Consider the following 18,100-nt stretch of genomic DNA (forward strand, 5'->3'; position numbering starts at 1 on the left):
GCATCCGCCCCGTACCTGCGCCGATTCTGTGCGCCACCGCCCGAACGGCCGAACAGAAGACCCCCGGGTAGCATGGACCCGATGGAGACGAAGACCGGCCGGGCACCCACCGCCACCCGCCCCGACCACTTCCTCCCCCATCTTCAGGGGCTGCGCGCCATCGCCGTGCTGCTCGTGGTGGTGTACCACTTCTGGCCCGGCCGTCTCACCGGCGGGTACATCGGCGTGGACGTGTTCTTCGTGATCTCGGGCTTCCTCATCACGCAGCAGCTCACCCGACAGCTCGAACGCACCGATCGCATCGCTCTGCCCTCCTTCTACGCCAAACGGGCGCGCAGACTCCTCCCCGCCGCGATCACCGTGCTGATCTTCGCGAGCCTCATGACGCTGTTCGTCATGCCGCTGTCGAGTCTGACGGAGAACGTGCGAGAAATCCTCGCCTCCACGTTCTATGTGGAGAACTGGGTGCTCGCCCTCAACTCTGTGGATTACTTGGCGGCCGCCAACGAGGCCAGCCTGGTGCAGCACTACTGGTCGCTCTCGCTCGAGGAGCAGTTCTACCTGTTCTGGCCCGTGCTGCTGCTCGGCGCCTCCGTCTTCGCGGTCAAGTTCCTCAAGGGGCGCCGCTGGGCCGCTCTCATCACCGTGCTCGCCGTGGTCGGCGTCGTCTCGTTCGCCCTCTCCGTCGTCATGACGGCGGTCGACCCGGCGGCCGCCTACTTCGTCACCTACACCCGGGTGTGGGAGTTCGCAGTGGGCGGCGCCCTGGCCCTCCTGCCGAGGTTGCGACCCACCCGCGCGTGGCAGTCCAACCTGCTCGGTTACGGCGGCATCGTCGTGGTGCTCGCCTGCGGCTACCTCTTCGACGCCGCCACGCCCTTCCCCGGCTACATGGCCGCCATCCCCGTGCTCGGCACCGCCGCGATCATCGTGGCCCACCACCGCGAGCGACCCTGGGATGCGGGCCGCGTGCTCTCCTTCCGCCCCGTGAGCTTCATCGGCGACATCTCCTACTCGCTCTACCTGTGGCACTGGCCGCTGATCGTCATCGCCCCCTACATCCCGGGCTGGGGCCTCAGCATCTGGAACCGCATCGCGCTGTTCCTGTTCTGCTTCGTGATCGCCTGGGCCACCAAGCGCTTCATCGAAGACCCGGCGCGCACCTGGCGCTTCTTCACGGTGCGCCGGCCGCGCACGACTCTCTTCGCCGTGATCGGGGCGATGGCGGTCTCCACCCTCGTGGTCACCGGTGCCTGGGCGGTGCAGCAGCCGAAGTACGAGGCCGAGGCCACCCAGCTCGCCGCCACGCTCGCCGACCCGCCCGACTGCTTCGGCGCCGCATCCGGACCCACCGACGGCCTGACCGCGATCGACCCGCTCTGCGTGAACCCCGAGCTGGCCGACGTCATCATCCCGAGCCCCGGCTTCGGCAACGCCGACCGGCCCGACCACCCCGAATGCCTCTCCACCCTCAACGACGCGACGGTGCGCGACTGCGAGTTCGGCAGCGACGACCCGGATGCGCCCCGCATCGCCCTCATCGGCGACAGCCACGCCTACGCGCTCATGGACCCCTTCATCGAGATGGCGGAGCGGAACGGCTGGCACCTCACCACCTACCTCAAGGGCGGCTGCCCGTGGACCACGACGCCGCTCTCGGCCCGCGACGCGTTCGCCGTGTCGTGCGACGACTGGCGCGCATCCCTCACCGCCGATCTCACCGCCGCCGAGCCCTTCGACGCCGTGTTCACCGCCGCGCTCACCGACCGCAACGTGCCGAACACGGCGAACGACGAAGAAGTCGGCGCCGTCGGCTACGCCGCAGCCTGGTCGCAGGTGCTCGACGCCGGTACGCCGATCGTGACCGTGGTCGACAACCCCGGTTGGCCCGACGACCCCAACAAGTGCCTGCGCACCGAGGACGCGTCGAGCTGCACCGTTCCGCGTGACGAGGGCCTCGCCGAACTCGATCCCATCGCGATCGCCGCCCGCTCGGCCATCGACTCGGGGCAGGACGTGACGCTGCTCGACTTCAGCGACACCTACTGCACCGCCACCGAGTGCCCCGCGGTCGTGGGCGGCGCCAACGTGTACCGCGACACCGACCACCTCACCCGCACCTTCGCGTTCACGCTCGAGCCGTTCCTCGAGCGTGCGATGACGGATGCGCTCACCCGGTCGCCCGCGGCCGTCGCGGCCGGCTGATGCTCGGGGTTCTCACCGGCTTCGGCATCATCGGGTTCGTCATCGCGGTCGGGTACCTCGTGGAGCGGCTCGGGTTCCTGCCGGGCGACACGCGGCTCGTGCTCAACCGGGTCGCGTTCTTCGTCGCGACCCCCGCGCTGCTGTTCTCGGTGCTGGCCGAGTCGCATCCGTCGACCGTGTTCTCAGGACCCATCCTCGTGACCTTCATCACGGTCATCATCTCGGGTGGGCTGTACGTGGCCATCTCGCGCATCTGGTTCAAGCGGCCCGTGGCCGAGACCACGATCGGCACCGCGTCGTCGGCCTACGTGAACGCGAACAACATCGGGCTGCCTGTGGCCACCTACGTGCTCGGCAACCCGCAGCTGGTGGCGCCGCTGTTGCTGCTGCAGCTCATCGTGATGGCGCCGACGACGCTCGGCATCCTCGACATCTCCACCCGGGGCAAGGCCTCGTTCGGTGCGATCGTGTCGCAACCGCTGCGCAACCCCATGATCATCGCGTCGCTCGCGGGGCTGCTGCTGGCGCTCTTCCACGTGCAGGTGCCCCCGCCGGTCATGGCGCCGTTCGAGCTCATCGGCGGCGCGGCGATCCCGATGGTACTGATGGCGTTCGGCATGTCGCTCGTGGGGCAGCGGCCGCTGCAGGCGGGGTCGGGGCGCGCGGAGATCGTGGTGGCGAGCACGATCAAGGTGGCGGTGATGCCGATCGTGGCGTTCCTGCTGGCGCGGTTCGCGTTCCATCTGCCGGCCGACCAGGTGTTCGGGGTGGTGGCGCTCGCGGCGCTGCCGACGGCGCAGAACATCTACAACTTCGCGTCGCGGTATCAGCGCGGTGTGATCCTGGCGCGGGACACGGTGCTCATCACGACGATCGGGTCGGTGCCGGTGCTCGTGGTGGTGGCGGCGCTGCTGGCCTGAACGGCGCGGGCGAGGAGCTGCGGTGGGGCGGGAAGTCACACCGGGTGAGCCGGGGTGCGTGGGGCGGGGTGTCAGACGGTACCGGGAGCGGGGCGGTCGTAACGGTCGGCCTCGCGACGGGCCGCGGCCGCGGTGCGCGCGGCGGCGGTGTGGGCGCTGCGGAGGTGGGCGAGCGAGCGCGTGAGCTTGGCGAGTTCGTCGCGGGCCCGGTCGAGCTCGTCGTGGAGTTCGCGGATGCGCTGCTCGAGCGCCGCGCGCGTCTGCTCGGCATCGTCGAGTGCGGAGTCGGTCTCGGCGAGATGCCGTTCGGCGTCGTCGGCGTCGGCGCGCGCCTCCTCGGCCTCACGCCGACGGCGCTCCTCGGTGTCGCGTCGCCGCTCCTCCTCCGCCGCTCGACGGCGGGCGTCGGCCGCCCCTGTTGTGTCGGCGCGACCCGTCGCAGCGATGCCCTCGCCGGCCGTGTGGCTCCTCGCCGCTCCTTTCTGACCCGCAGACCCCACCGCGACCGCACCCTCGAGGTCGACTGGACCCAGCCCGTCGCTCGCGATCGCTCGCACGAGCATCCCGCTCCTCACGGCGTTCGCGGCACGGGGGTCGACCATGGCGGCCTGAAAACTCTGCTGCAGTTCACCGACCGCCGCGTCCGAGAGCGGCACCTCGAACGCCTCCGCCACGGCACGCGCCTCGCGCGCGAGCTCGGCGAGCAGGGCCTGGCGCGCCTGCGCCAATTCCCGCAGCCTCGCCGCATCCCGCTCGGTGCTCGCCGCTCGGAGCGCCGACCCCAGCTCGACGACCCGCTCCACGAGCTCGGGCTGCTCCGAGTCGAGCGCGTTCACCGCCCACGCGGCCGAGCTCGGCTTGGTGAGTGCACGGATGCGCGCCGCGAGGTCGCGCTCACCCTCCGCCTGCGCCTGCTTCGCGCGCGCAGTGCGCGCTGCGACGAAGGCGGCCGGAGCCGAGGCGTGCAACTCCCGCGCGACGGTGGCGAGCGGATCGGCGGTCATCGGCGGCTCCCTCCAGGCGATGCAGCCCAGCCTACGAGGCCGAGCCGCGCTCGCAGCCCGGCATCACCCGTGAGACACGGGCCACCGGGCGCGAGCGATGGTAGGCAGGTGCCATGACGAGCGAAGACGTCGCCACCGACGCCGTGCCGGGCGACGGGCGCGACGAGACCGAGAACGAGCGGCTCGACCGCAACTGGAACGAGATGCTGCAGGAGCTGCGCGTCATCCAGACCGGCACGCAGATCCTCACCGGCTTCCTGCTCGCGGCCGTGTTCCAGTCGCGCTTCGAGGAGCTCGACGACTACCAGCGCACGGTCTACCTCTGCCTCGTGGTCACCTCCATCCTCACCACGGTGTTCGGCCTCGCGCCCGTGAGCCTGCACCGGGCGCTGTTCCGGCAGAAGGCCAAGGCGCAGGTGGTGCACGTGACCGATCGCATCCTGCAGTTCACGATGATCGGCGTGGCGCTCACGCTCGCGGGCACCGGGATGCTCATCTTCGACTTCGTGCTCGGGCGCGTCGGCGGCGTCGTGGTGGGCGTCGCGATCCTCGCGGTGATCGTGGCGGTGTGGGTGGTGGTGCCGCGGGTGATCCGCCGCTCGCACCACATCGAGCTGCGCGCCTGACCGCTGGACGCGCGGGGCCGGGTGGGGGCGGGATGCGCGTGGGGGGCGTGAGTCCGGCACGCGCGGTGTGGCGGGTGCGAGGGTGAAGTGCGCGTGGTGGGGATGACGGCAGCTCGGGCCCGCCGCCTGCGCGAGCCGCTGGCGCGGGCGGGTTCAGGATGCGGTGCCCGCGACGAGGCCGGCCCAGACGAGGTCGACCGTCGCGCGGGTGGCCTCGTGCACGGGGACGCCGTCGAGCAGGTCGTTCGTGGCGAGGGTCGCGACCCCGTGCACCGCGGCGAACGACACGAGCGCGAGGCGCTCGGGGTCGCCGGGCGCGATCTCACCCGCCCGCTGGGCTGCAGCCAGGGTCGCCGCCACGATCTCGAGCCCGCCGCTGCCGACCGCGCGGAGCGCCTCGCTCGCCCCGGGCGCGTGCTTCACCGAGTACATCAGCGCGAGCAGCGCGCTGTTCTCCACCGCGAACCCCACGTAGGCCTCGGCCAGCGCGGTGAGTCGTGCGCGCGCATCACCGCCGCCCGCCGCCGCGGTGGCGAGGGCGGAGTTCATCGCCTCGAACCCGTCGAGCGCCAGGGCGTCGAGCAGGGCCTGCCGATCGCGGAAGTGCCGGCCGGGCGCCGCATGGCTCACCCCGAGGTCGCGCGCGAGCTGCCGGAGTGAGAGGCCGTCGACCCCGTCGCTGGCCAGCGTGGCACCGGCTCGCTCGAGCAGTGCCGCCCGGAGGTTGCCGTGGTGGTAGCTCGGCGCCTCGGTCGTCATAGAGGGGAGTCTATCGCAATGTAGGCGTTGACAACAATGATGTCAGTGCCTACATTGGTCACCATGACGATGACCTACCGCGGAACCAGAGCCCTCATCACCGGCGCGAGCTCCGGGCTCGGAGCCGAGTTCGCCCGCCGCCTCGCCGGCCGTGGCGCCGACCTCGTGCTCGTCGCGCGTCGCGCCGACAGGCTCGAGGCGCTGGCCGCCGAGCTCAAGACCGCGCACGGCGTGACAGTGACGGTTCTCCCGGCCGACCTCACCGCTCCGGATGCCGCCGAGTCGCTGCACGGCCGGCTCGCCGAGCGCGGCATCGCCGTGCAGACCCTGGTGAACAACGCGGGGTTCGGCGTGCACGGTCCGGTGCTCGAGGCGGAGCCGGGGGCGCTCGCCGCCGAGATCCAGCTCAACATCGGAGCCCTCGTCGCGCTGAGCCGCGCCTTCCTGCCCGAGCTCGTCTCGGCGGCGCGAGGGGGCGCATCCACAGCCCTCGTCAACGTGGCCAGCACGGCGGCCTACCAGCCGACCCCGATGATGGCGGTCTACGGCGCGAGCAAGGCCTTCGTGCTGAGTTTCACCGAGGCGCTGGCGTGGGAGACGCGGGAGAGCAGGCTCAAGGTGCTGGCGCTGAGTCCGGGCGCGACGCGCACGGAGTTCTTCGATGTCGTCGGCACCGAGGCGGCGGCGGTCGGTTCGTACCAGACGTCGGAGCAGGTGGTGGAGACGGCGCTGCGCGCGCTCGACCGGCGGCGCACACCCGCGAGCGTCATCTCGGGGCGCGCCAACGCGGTCACGGCGGGCTTCGCGGGTGTCATGCCGCGGAGTGCGACGCTCGCGGTGAGCGGGCGGCTTCTCGCGCGCGACTGAGGGGGCGGACGCGCGAGTAGCGACTGAGGCGGGGGCGGATCCGCGGGGCCGGGGCTCCAGACGGGCGCGCTGAGCGCGTGAAGCTCCCACGCTCAGCGAAGGAGGGCGCGCACGAGCCGCTCCCAGCCGTCGCCGAGGCGGATGATCTTCGCGGGGGTCAAGTCGGCTTCGGGCAGCAGCAGCGGCGCCTCGAGCACGGCGAGCAACTCGAACGCGATCACGGGCACGTCGAGCTCGACGCCCGACTGCCGCAGCAGCGTGGCGATGTGCACCTCCACCACCACGCGCGCCGGCACCTCGAACCGTTCCTCCACCGGGCGTTCGGCGGCGCGCATCAGCGGAGCCTGGCGCGCGAGCACCTCGATGCGCGCGCGGCCGAACGCCACGAGGCGCTCCACGGGGTCGGCGCCGGGGCCGAGTGGGGGAGGTCCGCTGAGGAACCGGGCCTGGAACTCGCGCTCCACGTCGTCGAGCAGAGCGGCGAACACGCCGGCGCGGGAGCCGAAGCGGCGGAACACCGTGCCCTTGCCCACGCCGGCCTCGGCGGCGAGCCCGTCCATGGTCACGCCCGCGATGCCCTCGCAGTCCACGATCCGCTGGGCGGCGTCGAGGAGGCGGGCGCGGTTGCGTGCCGCGTCCGATCGTTCGGGCGGCTGGGGGCCGATCGGCGGCCGTGCCGGGAGGAGTCCGTGCGGATCCATGAACCGGACTGTAGCACGCGGGAATAACCGGACCACGGTCCGGTTACATCCTCCGAGCCGGCGTGTGCCGGTCAGCATCCGTCAACCCGACTCATCTGTGGAGAATCCATGTCCGAGAAGAACGTCCTCGTGCTCGTCGGCAGCCTGCGCGCCGCCTCGACCAACCGTCAGCTGGCCGAAGCGGCCGTCGAGCTCGCGCCGGAGGGCGCATCGTTCGCCCTCTACGAGGGCCACCACGCGCTGCCCCTCTACAACGAGGACGTCGACGTGGAGGGCGAGCTGCCCGAGAGCGTCGTGGCCTACCGCGCCGCCATCGCCGGTGCCGACGCCGTGCTCGTCGTGACCCCCGAGCACAACGGCACCATCCCGGCCAACCTCAAGAACGCCATCGACTGGTCGTCGCGCCCCTACGGCTCGAGCTCCATCTCGAGCAAGCCGGTCGCCGTCATCGGCACCGCGTTCGCCCAGTACGGCGGTGTGTGGGCTCAGGACGAGGCCCGCAAGGCCTACGGCATCGCGGGCGCCAACGTGCTCGACACCACCGTGCTCGCCGTGCCGAACTCGGTCGTGCGCTTCGCCGAGCTGCACCCGAAGGACGACGCCGAGATCACCGAGCAGCTCTCCGCGTTCATCGCCGAGTTCGTGGCGAAGCTCGACGGCGCTGCCGCCGCGTCGGAGGATTCGGCCGCGGCCTGACCCGAGCGCGATTCACCCGTCAAGACGAACGTCGCGGTGCACGGCCTCCTATTCGGGCTGTTCACCGCGACGTTCGTCTTTACGCGGGGGCGAGGCTACTCGGCGGGCAGGGCGCCGTCGGCGGACGCCTGCTGCGCCGCCACGGCCTCGGCGTACTCCTTCTTCACGGTCTCCATGTCGAGCGCGCGCACCTGCGAGATCACGTCGTCGAGCACGGGCGCCGGCAGGGCGCCGGGCTGGGCGAAGATCGGGATGCCGTCGCGGTAGCCGACGAGGGTCGGGATCGACGTGATGCCGTACATCGCGGCGAGCTGCTGCTGGTCTTCGGTGTCGACCTTCGCGAAGGTGATGTCGGAGTTCTGCTCCGAGGCGCGCTCGAACACTGGCGCGAACTGCTTGCAGGGGCCGCACCAGTCGGCCCAGAAGTCGATCAGCACGATGCCGTCGGAGACCGTCGCGTCGTGGTTGTCTGCGGTGAGAGTCGTGGTGGCCATGCCGGTGTCAACAGCCTGGCGGCGCAGGAATTCCCGGCCGCGCATCCCGCCCGCCGTTCGCGCGGCCGCATCTCGCGCATCCGGAGCCCGCTCTCAGCTCACGTGCACCTCGGGCCGGTGCAGCCGGTCGGGCTCGGCCCGCCGCAGCACCTCGCGCGTCACCGGCGCCACCTCGCCCTGCCCCGTCACCAGGTACCGGAACATGTTCGAGATGGGGCTCCCCTCCGTCCACTCGAAGTACACGTCGGGTACCACCCCGGTGAGCTCGCGCATCTCGAGCAGCACCGACGCGATCGTGTTCGGCGTGTTGCCGCTGCGCACCGTGAGCACCCTGAAGCCGTGCCGGGCCTGGCCCTGCACCACGAGGTCCTCCTCGAAGTCGGAGGAGTCGGTGGGCACCACCTCGAGGAAGATCACGGGCTTCCGCAGCGGGATGCCGCTGTCGCGCCGTTCGTCTTCCACCTTCTGCCGGTACTCCGCGGCCAGCTCGGCCTCGCTCGTGCCGGCCGGCGCATCCGGTTCGTGGGCGATGATCTGCAGCGAGTCGAACTCGTCGGCATCGGTGAGCACGTAGTCGAGCGCGGTGGCGTCGAAGGTGACCGAGGTCGCCCGCAGCTGGAACGAGCGCTGCACGCGCGACACGATCGACACCACGATGATGCCGAGGATGAACAGCCCCGCGATGCGCACGCCGTCGGGCCGCTCGATGATGTTCGCGACCGTCGTGTAGAGGAACACCAGCGACACCACGGCGAACCCGATCGTGGCAGCGCGCTGCCGCTTGCGCCTGGCCGAGAGGGTGACGGCGACGGATGCGCTGGTGATGAGCACGAGCACACCCGTCGCGTAAGCCCCGGCCTGGGCGTCGACGTTCGCGTCGAACACCAGTGTGATGACGACCGCGATGGCCGTGAACACGAGCACGAGCGGCCGGACGAGTCCGGCCCAGTGCGGCGCCATGCCGTAGCGCGGCAGGTAGCGGGGTACGAGGTTGAGCAGCCCGGCCATCGCCGAGGCACCCGCGAACCAGAGGATGGCGATAGTCGAGACGTCGTAGACCGTGCCGAAGCCCTCGCCGAGGTACTCGTGCGCGAGGTAGGCCAGGGCGCGGCCGTTGGCGGGGCCGCCGGCTTCGAAGTCCTTCTGCGGGATGAGCAGCGTGGTGACGATGCTCGACGTGATGAGGAACGACGACATGATGAGCGCCGCCGTCATGAGCAGCCGGCGGGCGCCCCGGATGCGCGCGGCCGGGTTCGCGGGGGTGTCGCCGGGAGCGCCCTTGATCTGGGGCATCACGGCCACGCCGGTCTCGAACCCGGAGAGCCCGAGCGCGAGTTTCGGGAAGGCGATCAGCGCGATGCCCACCATGAGCAGCGGGTTGCCGTGCTGGGCGGTGAGTGCCGACCACCAGTCGTCGATGACGACGGTGTTCTCGGCCACGTGCCCGATCGCCACGACCACCACCACCGCGTTGAGCACGAGGAACACGGCCACGAGTACCACGGCGATGTTGATCGCCTCTTTGAATCCGCGGAGGAACACGACCGCGAGCGCCGCGATCAGCACCAGCGTGATGAGCACGTTCTGCCCCTCGAGCCAGTCGGGGGCGAACGGGTTCTCGATGGCGTGGGCGCTCGCATCCGCCGCACTCAGCGTGATGGTGATCATGAAGTCGGTGGCCGCGAAGCCGAGCAGGACCAGCACCACGAGCTTGCCGCCCCACCAGGGGAGGAGCTTCTCGAGCATGGCGATCGAACCCTCGCCCTTGAAGCTCTCGCGGGCCACGCGGCGGTAGACGGGGAGGGCTCCGAGCAGGGTCACGAGCACGAGCACGATCGTGGCGATGGGGCTGAGAAGACCTGCGGCGAGCGCGGCGATGGCGGGCTGGTAGCCGAGGGTGGAGAAGTAGTCGACGCCGGTGAGGCACATGACGCGCCACCAGGAGTGCGTCTTCTCGGGGCGCACCACACCGGGGCCGGGGTGGCGGCCGGCGCGCTCGCTGAGCCCGTCGGTGAGCCAGTGCCGCAGCCCCCGCTTCTGGTCGGGTGGCAGGTGCGGCTGACCCGGGGTGATCGGCGACCCCGCGCCGACACTCGACGAAGACATGCTCCATCTATACACGCTGGGGGTGACGCCCGGGTGGCGGGTGGGGCGGCGATGCCCGGGTGGGGCCACGCCAGGGCGGTGCGGTGGCCGGCGCTAGCCGAAGATCATCGGGCGGTCGTCGTCGTCCTCCGGGGTGAGCTCGAGGTCGACGACGACGGGCACGTGGTCGGAGGGGGCGTCGCCCTTGCGCTCGTTGCGCTCGATGCGCGCATCCGTCACCAGCTCGGCGAAGGGCTTCGAACCCATGATGAAGTCGATGCGCATGCCCTCGTTGCGCGGGAAGCGGAGCTGCTTGTAGTCCCAGTAGGTGTAGCCGGTCGGCACCAGCGGGCGCACCACGTCGGCGAGCCCGAGCTGCTCGAACTCCGCGAACGCGGCGCGCTCGGGCGCCGAGACGTGCGTGGAGCCCACGAACGCGCCCATGTCCCACACATCGGTGTCGAGCGGCGCGATGTTCCAGTCGCCCATGAGGGCGAGGGGGGTGTCGGGATGCGCGGCGAGCCACGCCTTCGTCTGCTCCGCGAGTTCATGCAGCCAGACGAGCTTGTAGTGGTAGTGCGGGTCGTCGAGCAGGCGACCGTTGGGCACGTAGAGGCTCCAGAGCCGCACGCCCTCGACGGTGACGCCGAGCGCCCGTGCCTCCAGCGGCAGCGAGCCGTCGTCGAGGGGCTTGCCGAAGCCGGGCATGCCGGTGAAGGTGTTGGCGACGTCGGTCATGGGGAGGCGGCTGGCGAACGCGACGCCGTTCCACTGGTTGAGGCCGTGCAGCACCACCTCGTAGCCCGCCTCGTGGAAGGCCTCGAACGGGAACTGCGACTCGCGGCACTTGATCTCCTGCATGGCGAGCACGTCGACGTCTTCGCGCACGAGCCAGTCGGTCACCCGGCCCACTCGGGCTCGGATGGAGTTCACGTTCCAGGTCGCAACACGCATGCCTCCACGCTACCGGCAGCCGGTGACGCCGCCGGCCGCGCGCATGCGCCCGGCCCCGTGCATCCGCTCGCCCTGCGCAACCGCGCCGCCGCACCCCTGGCTAGGCTGGCCTGGTGACGAGGGAGGAACCGCCGAAGCCCGAGGCCGATCGACCTTCGACGCGCGCCGACCGCCGTGCCCGCCTCGAACGCCGCCTCGCCGAGCGCTTCGACGAGCCCATCACCAAGATCACCGAGCTCACTCAGGGCACTCTCGCCCTCTTCCCCACCCGGGTGTGGCGCCGCTTTTTGGCCGGCAACGGCTTCCTGCTCTCGTCGGGCATGAGCTACCAGGCGTTGTTCGCCGTGTTCGCCGCCGTCTACGTGCTGTTCGCGGTGGCGGGCATCTGGCTGATCGGGTCGCCCGCCACGATGGACGCCCTCATCGACCTCATCAACACCTATGTGCCCGGGCTCATCGGCGACAGCGGCGTCATCCACGAAGCCGATCTGCGTACCATCGCCACCTCGAGCGCCTCGGTGCTCACCATCACGGGTGTCTCGGCCATCGTGGTCCTCATCTGGACGGCGATCGGCTGGATCACCTACTCCCGCATCGCCGTGCGCGCCATCTTCGGCGTGCCCAAGGACCCGCGCTCGTACGTCCTCCTCAAGGCGCGCGACTTCGTGGTGTCGGTGCTCATCGGGGTCGCGCTCTTCGCGGCGGCGGTGCTGAGCGTGGTGAGCACGGCGGCGATCGACTGGCTCTACTCGATGCTGCCCGGTGTGTTCGGCGACTGGTCGTCGGGGTTCGTGACCTTCGTCGGCCTCGTTCTCGTGTACCTCATCGACACGGTCGCGCTGATGGTGCTGTTCCGCGTGCTCGCGAACGCGCGGTTGACGGTGCGCCGGATGCTCGCGGGCACGCTCCTGGGGGGCGGTGCGTTGCTGGTGCTGCAGGTGCTCGGCAGCACGCTGCTCGGTGGGGCATCACGCAATCCCCTGCTGTCGACGTTCGTGGTGTTCATCGCGATGCTGCTGTGGTTCCGGTTGACGAGCGTGGTCACGCTGGTGTCGGCGTCGTGGATCGCGGTGGCGGCGGAGGACCGCGGGGAGCTGCTCTACGAGCCGACGGCGGCCGAGAAGGCGGCGCTCGAGCAGGAGGCCCTCGTGATCGCGGCCGAGGTGAGGCTGCGCGAGGCCACGGCCGAGCTGGAGGGGGCGTCGTGGTGGCGCCGGCCGGCGGCGAAGTGGCGGCGGGATGCGGCGGCCGAGGAGCTGCGCACGCTGGCGGAGCGGTCGTAGCGGGTGGTGACGGATGCGCGAGGATGGCTGCATGATCGGAATCACGGGTGCCTCGGGTGCTGTCGGCGGGCGGGTGGCGCGGCTGCTCGCCGAAGCCGGGCATGAGCTTCGGCTGATCGTGCGCGATGCCGGGCGGGCTCCGGCGCTGCCCGGGGCGGCGGTCGCCGTGGGGTCGTACGGAGACCGTGCCGCCATGGAGCGGGCCCTGGTGGGCGTCGATCTCCTGTTCCTCGTGTCGGGTGCTGAGAGCGCCGACCGTCTGGAGCAGCACCGCACCGTCATCGAGGCCGCGCGCGCTGCCGGTGTCGAGCACGTCGTCTACACCTCGTTCGCGGGGGCTGCCCCCGATGCCACGTTCACCCTCGCCCGCGACCACTTCGCCACCGAGCAGATGCTCCGCGAGTCCGGCGTCGGCTTCACGTTCCTGCGCGACAACTTCTACGCCGACTTCCTCCCCCTGCTCGCGGGCGAGGACGGCGTCATCCGCGGCCCCGCCGGCACCGGCCGCGTCGCGGCGGTCGCCCGCGCCGACGTCGCCGACTCGGCGGTCGCCGTTCTCCGCTCGCTCGCCGCCGCGGAGTCTGCCGAGACCTCGCCGCACCTCGGCGCCACCTACGAGCTCACCGGGCCCGAGGCTCTCACGCTCGCCGGGGTCGCCGCCATACTCACGGCCGAGTGGGGCCGCGGTCCCATCCGCTTCCACGACGAGACGGTCGCCGAGGCCTACGCGTCCCGCGCCATCTACGAAGCACCCCGCTGGCAGCTCGACGCCTGGGTCAGCACCTACACCGCCATCGCCGCCGGCGAGCTCGCCCGCATCACCCCCGACGTCGAGCACCTCACCGGTCACCCGCCCCGCACCCTCTCCTCCCTCCTTGCCCCCACCCCCTGAATCGGCGCGGGCACCCATCGCCCCGAGCAGTCATCCGCAGCTCCTCGCCCGTAGACTGGCCCTGTGAGTGATGCGCGCAGCCAGTTGATCGAGTACATCAAGTCCGACGCCGTGTTCCACGGCGACTTCACCCTCACCAGCGGCAAGAAGGCGAGCTACTACGTCGACCTGCGCAAGGTCTCCCTCGACCACCGTGTGGCCCCGCTCATCGGCCAGGTGATGCTCGATCTCATCGCCGACATCCACGACGTCTCCGCCGTCGGCGGCCTCACCATGGGCGCCGACCCCATCGCGTCGGCCGTCCTGCACCAGGGCGCCGCCCGCGGTCTCGGCTACGACGCCTTCGTCGTGCGCAAAGAGCCGAAAGACCACGGTCGCGGCCGTCAGGTCGAGGGTCCGGACGTCGCGGGCAAGCGCGTCATCGTGCTCGAAGACACCTCCACCACCGGCGGCTCCCCGCTGGCCGCGATCGCCGCGCTCGAGAAGGCCGGCGCGATCATCGCCGGCGTGGCCGTGGTCGTCGACCGCAACACCGGTGCCGGGGCCCGCATCGAAGAGGCCGGCTACCCCTACCACTACGCCATCGGGTTGTCCGACCTGGGGCTCGAGTAGCGAACAAGCAATGACAGGCCCGCACGACGACCCGCCCGCCGACCCGGCGGAGCCCGGTCGAGGCGGCCGCCACGCGTCGGTCGACGACGCCCGTCTGCATGAGGGCGAGCGCCTGGTCGCACCACCCACCCCTCCGACGCCGCCCGACGGGATGCAGAGCGTCGACGCCGCGAATGACCCCGCTGGCCTCACCGCACAGCCTGGGTCGAGCGCCACCCCGGGATCGGCCGCCCGAGCGGCGCCGGCCCCACCGCCGGAGTCCTCGTCTCCGCCGTCCATGCCCTCCGCGTCGTCCGCACCACCCCCGCCGTCCGACTCCGCCGCGCCCGGTGAGCCACCCGCCTACCCCGTCCTGAACGCGCCCCCCGCATCCCCCGCAGCCGCCACCCACGTGCCCCGCCACGGCGATCCCGCCTACGTCGGAACCCACCGCCTCCCGCCCGAGCGGATGCGCGCCCGTCGCACCACGACGACGATCGCCATCGCCGCGGGAGCGGTCGCGATCGTCCTGATCGCCGGACTCTTCGCGGCCGGGCGGCTGTGGGCAGACACGGGCGGCGGTGCGGCCGCAGCGGTGTCGCCCACGAGCTCGCCCCCCGCATCCACGCCATCCGCTACCCCCACGCCGACGCCGGCACCTGAACCGACGGTGGGCACCGTCCCCACGGCCGCGGCCGCTCCCGGACTCCAGCCCTGGACGGCTCTGGCAGGCGGCGAGTGCCTGACCGGCTACACCTCTCCGTTCGCCGAGGAGTTCACCGTCGTCGACTGCGCCTCTGAGCACACCGCCCAGCTCGTGGCCACCGGGCTGTTCGCCGGCGATCCCGGCACCACCTACCCCGGCGAAGCCGAACTCGCCTCCCGCATGAACCTCCTCTGCACCGACCCGGCAGTCCTCGACCGCGCGGCGGCGGCCGCGATCGCCGACCTGCAGTGGCAACCCGCCTACCCCCTGGAGGCGGCGTGGAACGACGGTGACCGGCGCTGGTTCTGCTTCTTCAGCAGCAACTCGGGTGCGCCGCTGCCGGTCTCGCTGGTCCCGGCCGTCGGCTGAGGATTCCTCCATGAACGTCGGTGGCTCCCGGTAGAGTGACGCACATGCGGATTCCCCTCAGAGAACGGATGCGCGCCGCGCGCCACATCGCAGGCAGCGTCGCGGTAGGCCTGGTCGCCGCGCTCGGCGCCGTCGGGTTCGTCGCCGGTTCGGCGGCTCCGGCGTCCGCGGCGCCCGCCTCTGCCATCGAAGCAGCGGGAGCCATCGTCACCACCGACGTCGACGACTTCCGCTTCTCGTCGTTCGACGCGGTCTACCAGCTCGGCATCGACTCGGAGGGCCACTCCACTCTCTCCACCACCGAGACCTTCGTGGCCCAGTTCCCCGAGGCCGACCAGAACCGCGGCATCCGACGAGCCATCCCGCTCGACTATCAGGGCCATCCCACCGATCTCACCCTGGTCTCGGTGACGGATGCCCAGGGCGTCCCGCGCGAGTACGAGACCGAGACCGACGACGAGAACCTCCTCGTCACGATCGCGGGCGACGACTACGTGCACGGCCAGCAGAGCTACGTGCTCACCTACACCCAGCGCGATGTCACCGGCTACTTCGCCGACACCGACGACGACGAGTTCTACTGGGACACCAACGGTACGCTCTGGCGACAGCCCTTCGACCAGCACACCACGACGGTCGTCGTCGCGCCCGAGCTGGTCTGGGCGCTCACGGGAGACACGGCGTGTTTCGTCGGCGCGTCCGGCTCGACCACCGCGTGCGAGATCACGCGCACCGACGAGGCGGAGGGCGACGAGGGCGGGGGTGCCGTGTTCCGCACGGCGGAGTCGGGGCTCGAGGCGGGCGACAACGTCACCGTCGGAATCGCCTTCGCACCGCACACCTTCACCGAGCGCGACATGACCTACTTCTCCCTCGGGAGCAGCTGGGTGCAGGCGATCTCGGTGGGCCTGGCGCTCGTCGTGGCCGTGCTCGCCCTGCTGTACAGGTTGAGCGCGCTGAGAGACGCGAAGGGGAGGCCGGTCGTGGTGGCCGAGTACACCCCGCCGCCCGGCGCCGACCTGCTCATCGCCTCGGCGGTCATGAAGCGCACCACGCGCGCGGCGGCGTCGTCGTTCGTGGATTTCGCCGTGCGCCACAAGGTGCAGATCGTGGAGCAGAACGAGGGCGGCGGACTCTTCTCGAAGGCGCCTTCATTCTGGTTGCGGCTGCTCACCGCCCAGGGTCTCAACCCGCACGAGCGTTCGCTCGCGGAGGCGCTGTTCGGTCAGAGCCTCGAGCCCGGCGCGTGGCGGGAGCTCGCGAAGAAAGACACAGCTCTGTCGAAGTCCATCTACAAGGTGGTTCAGGCCACGAAGAAACGGTCGATCTCGGAGGGCTACTTCTCCACCGGTGTGCGAGCGGTGGGCTCGCTGCTGCTGGCCGCCGTGTTCGTGCTCGGCGTGGTGGGGGTCATCGCGGGGGTGGCGTCGGCGGATGCGGGGGTGGGCAGCGGCCTGCCCATCCTGCTGCTGGTCGTGCAGGTGGCCATGGTGCCGTTCGTGTTGGCGGTCGCCTTCCGGCAGCCCCTGACGGCGAAGGGCGCCGAGCTGCGCGACTACATCCTCGGCATCAAGCTCTACATCGAGTGGGCGGAGGAAGACCGGTTCAAGGCGCTGCAGAGCCCCGAGGGTGCGCTGCGCACCGGGGTCGATGCGCCCGACTGGGGTCAGGTCGTGAAGCTCTACGAGAAGCTGCTGCCCTACGCTGTGCTGCTCGACCTCGAGTCGCAGTGGGCCAAGGTGCTCGGCACCTACTACGAGTCGCTCGGCGGCCAGCCCGACTGGTACGGAGGATCGACCACCTTCAACTCGGCGCTGTTCGCGGCGAGCATGTCGTCGCTCTCGTCGGCGAGCGCATCCGCGTTCTCGGGCAGCTCCACCAGCAGCTCGAGCGGCTTCTCGGGCGGCGGAGGTTCGTCGGGCGGTGGCGGCGGTGGCGGTGGCGGTGGCGGGGTCTGACGCCCGACCCGCGCTGCGGGCGCACGGGGCGTGGCGTCGGCGCGCTGGGTGACGGGCCGACCGTCGGCGCCCTGCTCGTCACGGCGAACAGGGCGGGCCACAGGCTTCCACAGGAGCTATGACCCGCCAGGTTCGTCTCAGCGAGGGGCGCGTGGTCGTCAGGCCGCGCCGACGACCGAACCGAGCACCGCGACGCCCGTGACGGCGATCCAGAACAGGGCGATCGCGAGCCAGCCGGCGACGGTGACGTAGCCGAGGATGAGGCCGGCGAGCGTGATGCCGCGGCCCTCCTCGCCCGTGCGCTTGATCTGGTTGAGGGCGATGTGGCCGGTGATGACCGGCACCACGCCGAACCCGAGGATGCCGAGCACGAGGGTGATGATCCCGAGCGTGTTCGTGCGCCGCGGAGCCGCGTAGTACTGCGGTGCGGGAGCCGTGGGGGCCGTGGGAGCCGCGGGCGGCACGGACGCCGCGCCTGGAACCTGAGGGGCTCCGTAAGCCCCGCCGGACGTGGTCCAGTATCCCTGCCCCGCACCGGCCGGCACGCCGTATCCACCCGTGGGGACCGCTGCGGGAAGAACCGTCGCGGTGGGTGCGAAGGCGGCCGCCGGCGCGGGCGCGGTGACGGGGGCCGCTGCGAACTGTGTGGCGGCCGTTGCGAACGGTGCGGCTCCGGGTGTGGCGGCGGCTGTGTAGGTGGCGGCAGGTGTGGGCGTTGCGGTCGCCGCGGTCACGGTGGAGGCGGCCTCGGCGGCGCTCGCCTCGACAGGGGTGGCATCGGCGACGGCGTCGTCGTGGGCTGCGATGTCGGAGGCGGCGGTGTTGAGGACCGCAGTGTCGGCGGCGGCCGTGTCGAGGGCGGCCGTGTCGAGGGCGGCCTCGTCGAGGACGGTGGTGTCGGTGTCTTTCGTCATGTCCTCGACGCTACGCGGGCGCCCGGGCCGGGGAGTCCGACCCCGGCATCATCGCGTGGTACCGCGGGATGAATCC

The 18,100-nt window shown here is 71.3% G+C and carries 17 protein-coding genes; 10 read left to right on the forward strand and 7 right to left on the reverse strand.

Annotation, left to right across the window (positions count from 1 at the left end):
• Positions 1 to 81 precede the first annotated feature (81 nt).
• Together N1031_RS04715 and N1031_RS04720 are read left to right on the forward strand one after the other, a co-directional pair.
• Positions 82 to 2,205, forward strand: coding sequence for an acyltransferase family protein (locus N1031_RS04715; protein ID WP_259478432.1), 2,124 nt, complete (start codon positions 82 to 84; stop codon positions 2,203 to 2,205).
• The gene (locus tag N1031_RS04720) at positions 2,205 to 3,125 is read left to right on the forward strand and encodes an AEC family transporter (protein WP_259478433.1); all 921 of its coding nucleotides are present in this window, start codon (positions 2,205 to 2,207) and stop codon (positions 3,123 to 3,125) included. The genes N1031_RS04715 and N1031_RS04720 overlap by 1 nt, the downstream gene beginning before the upstream one ends.
• 71 nt (positions 3,126 to 3,196) lie before the next feature.
• On the opposite strand, the gene N1031_RS04725 is transcribed toward N1031_RS04720, so the two are convergent.
• On the reverse strand, positions 3,197 to 4,129 hold the full coding sequence (locus N1031_RS04725) for a hypothetical protein (RefSeq protein WP_259478434.1): 933 nt from the start codon (positions 4,127 to 4,129) through the stop codon (positions 3,197 to 3,199).
• A gap of 113 nt (positions 4,130 to 4,242) precedes the next feature.
• Here N1031_RS04725 and N1031_RS04730 point away from each other — a divergent pair, with 113 nt between their 5' ends.
• Entirely contained in the window at positions 4,243 to 4,755 is a 513-nt protein-coding gene (locus tag N1031_RS04730; RefSeq protein WP_259478435.1) for a DUF6328 family protein, read from the forward strand.
• 153 nt (positions 4,756 to 4,908) lie between these two features.
• Here N1031_RS04730 and N1031_RS04735 read toward each other — a convergent pair whose 3' ends face one another.
• Entirely contained in the window at positions 4,909 to 5,514 is a 606-nt protein-coding gene (locus tag N1031_RS04735) for a TetR/AcrR family transcriptional regulator (protein WP_259478436.1), read from the reverse strand.
• Between the two features lie 63 nt (positions 5,515 to 5,577).
• On the opposite strand from N1031_RS04735, the gene N1031_RS04740 reads away from it, so the two are divergent.
• Positions 5,578 to 6,381, forward strand: a complete 804-nt coding sequence (locus tag N1031_RS04740; protein ID WP_259478437.1) for an SDR family NAD(P)-dependent oxidoreductase — start codon at positions 5,578 to 5,580, stop codon at positions 6,379 to 6,381.
• Between the two features lie 92 nt (positions 6,382 to 6,473).
• Here N1031_RS04740 and N1031_RS04745 read toward each other — a convergent pair whose 3' ends face one another.
• On the reverse strand, positions 6,474 to 7,082 hold the full coding sequence (locus N1031_RS04745) for a TetR/AcrR family transcriptional regulator (protein WP_259478438.1): 609 nt from the start codon (positions 7,080 to 7,082) through the stop codon (positions 6,474 to 6,476).
• 108 nt (positions 7,083 to 7,190) lie between these two features.
• On the opposite strand from N1031_RS04745, the gene N1031_RS04750 reads away from it, so the two are divergent.
• Complete coding sequence (locus tag N1031_RS04750) at positions 7,191 to 7,778, forward strand: NAD(P)H-dependent oxidoreductase (protein WP_259478439.1); 588 nt, start codon at positions 7,191 to 7,193, stop codon at positions 7,776 to 7,778.
• A 95-nt stretch (positions 7,779 to 7,873) separates the two neighbouring features.
• On the opposite strand, the gene trxA is transcribed toward N1031_RS04750, so the two are convergent.
• From trxA to N1031_RS04765, 3 genes are all read right to left on the reverse strand, one after another.
• On the reverse strand, positions 7,874 to 8,272 hold the full coding sequence (trxA, locus tag N1031_RS04755; protein WP_259478440.1) for a thioredoxin: 399 nt from the start codon (positions 8,270 to 8,272) through the stop codon (positions 7,874 to 7,876).
• Between the two features lie 93 nt (positions 8,273 to 8,365).
• The gene (locus N1031_RS04760) at positions 8,366 to 10,378 is read right to left on the reverse strand and encodes an APC family permease (RefSeq protein ID WP_259478441.1); all 2,013 of its coding nucleotides are present in this window, start codon (positions 10,376 to 10,378) and stop codon (positions 8,366 to 8,368) included.
• 93 nt (positions 10,379 to 10,471) lie between these two features.
• Entirely contained in the window at positions 10,472 to 11,311 is an 840-nt protein-coding gene (locus N1031_RS04765) for an exodeoxyribonuclease III (protein ID WP_259478442.1), read from the reverse strand.
• Positions 11,312 to 11,424: 113 nt separating this feature from the next.
• On the opposite strand from N1031_RS04765, the gene N1031_RS04770 reads away from it, so the two are divergent.
• From N1031_RS04770 to N1031_RS04790, 5 genes are all read left to right on the forward strand, one after another.
• Positions 11,425 to 12,594 (forward strand): YihY/virulence factor BrkB family protein, encoded by a 1,170-nt coding sequence (locus N1031_RS04770; RefSeq protein WP_259478443.1) that lies wholly within the window; start codon positions 11,425 to 11,427, stop codon positions 12,592 to 12,594.
• 31 nt (positions 12,595 to 12,625) lie between these two features.
• On the forward strand, positions 12,626 to 13,486 hold the full coding sequence (locus tag N1031_RS04775) for an SDR family oxidoreductase (RefSeq protein WP_259478444.1): 861 nt from the start codon (positions 12,626 to 12,628) through the stop codon (positions 13,484 to 13,486).
• Between the two features lie 63 nt (positions 13,487 to 13,549).
• Entirely contained in the window at positions 13,550 to 14,098 is a 549-nt protein-coding gene (gene pyrE, locus N1031_RS04780; RefSeq protein WP_259478445.1) for an orotate phosphoribosyltransferase, read from the forward strand.
• 10 nt (positions 14,099 to 14,108) lie between these two features.
• Positions 14,109 to 15,152 carry a septum formation family protein gene (locus N1031_RS04785; RefSeq protein WP_259478446.1) on the forward strand — a complete coding sequence of 348 codons (1,044 nt, stop codon included), beginning with the start codon at positions 14,109 to 14,111 and terminating at the stop codon, positions 15,150 to 15,152.
• A 44-nt stretch (positions 15,153 to 15,196) separates the two neighbouring features.
• On the forward strand, positions 15,197 to 17,110 hold the full coding sequence (locus N1031_RS04790; RefSeq protein WP_259478447.1) for a DUF2207 domain-containing protein: 1,914 nt from the start codon (positions 15,197 to 15,199) through the stop codon (positions 17,108 to 17,110).
• A gap of 158 nt (positions 17,111 to 17,268) precedes the next feature.
• On the opposite strand, the gene N1031_RS04795 is transcribed toward N1031_RS04790, so the two are convergent.
• Positions 17,269 to 18,024, reverse strand: coding sequence for a DUF4190 domain-containing protein (locus tag N1031_RS04795; protein WP_259478448.1), 756 nt, complete (start codon positions 18,022 to 18,024; stop codon positions 17,269 to 17,271).
• Positions 18,025 to 18,100: the final 76 nt, after the last annotated feature.

It is taken from the genome of Herbiconiux moechotypicola (assembly GCF_024979255.1).
GTDB classification, from domain to species: domain Bacteria; phylum Actinomycetota; class Actinomycetes; order Actinomycetales; family Microbacteriaceae; genus Herbiconiux; species Herbiconiux moechotypicola.

Bases quoted from the DNA above. Each gene is read 5' to 3' on its own strand.
- N1031_RS04745 (WP_259478438.1), bottom strand. From the start codon at position 7,082: ATGGATCCGCACGGACTCCTCCCGGCACGGCCGCCGATCGGCCCCCAG.
- N1031_RS04795 (WP_259478448.1), bottom strand. From the start codon at position 18,024: ATGACGAAAGACACCGACACCACCGTCCTCGACGAGGCCGCCCTCGAC.
- N1031_RS04775 (WP_259478444.1), top strand. From the start codon at position 12,626: ATGATCGGAATCACGGGTGCCTCGGGTGCTGTCGGCGGGCGGGTGGCG.
- N1031_RS04790 (WP_259478447.1), top strand. From the start codon at position 15,197: ATGCGGATTCCCCTCAGAGAACGGATGCGCGCCGCGCGCCACATCGCA.
- N1031_RS04750 (WP_259478439.1), top strand. From the start codon at position 7,191: ATGTCCGAGAAGAACGTCCTCGTGCTCGTCGGCAGCCTGCGCGCCGCC.
- N1031_RS04765 (WP_259478442.1), bottom strand. From the start codon at position 11,311: ATGCGTGTTGCGACCTGGAACGTGAACTCCATCCGAGCCCGAGTGGGC.
- N1031_RS04715 (WP_259478432.1), top strand. From the start codon at position 82: ATGGAGACGAAGACCGGCCGGGCACCCACCGCCACCCGCCCCGACCAC.
- N1031_RS04760 (WP_259478441.1), bottom strand. From the start codon at position 10,378: ATGTCTTCGTCGAGTGTCGGCGCGGGGTCGCCGATCACCCCGGGTCAG.
- N1031_RS04785 (WP_259478446.1), top strand. From the start codon at position 14,109: ATGACAGGCCCGCACGACGACCCGCCCGCCGACCCGGCGGAGCCCGGT.
- N1031_RS04735 (WP_259478436.1), bottom strand. From the start codon at position 5,514: ATGACGACCGAGGCGCCGAGCTACCACCACGGCAACCTCCGGGCGGCA.
- N1031_RS04725 (WP_259478434.1), bottom strand. From the start codon at position 4,129: ATGACCGCCGATCCGCTCGCCACCGTCGCGCGGGAGTTGCACGCCTCG.
- trxA (WP_259478440.1), bottom strand. From the start codon at position 8,272: ATGGCCACCACGACTCTCACCGCAGACAACCACGACGCGACGGTCTCC.
- N1031_RS04730 (WP_259478435.1), top strand. From the start codon at position 4,243: ATGACGAGCGAAGACGTCGCCACCGACGCCGTGCCGGGCGACGGGCGC.
- N1031_RS04720 (WP_259478433.1), top strand. From the start codon at position 2,205: ATGCTCGGGGTTCTCACCGGCTTCGGCATCATCGGGTTCGTCATCGCG.
- N1031_RS04740 (WP_259478437.1), top strand. From the start codon at position 5,578: ATGACGATGACCTACCGCGGAACCAGAGCCCTCATCACCGGCGCGAGC.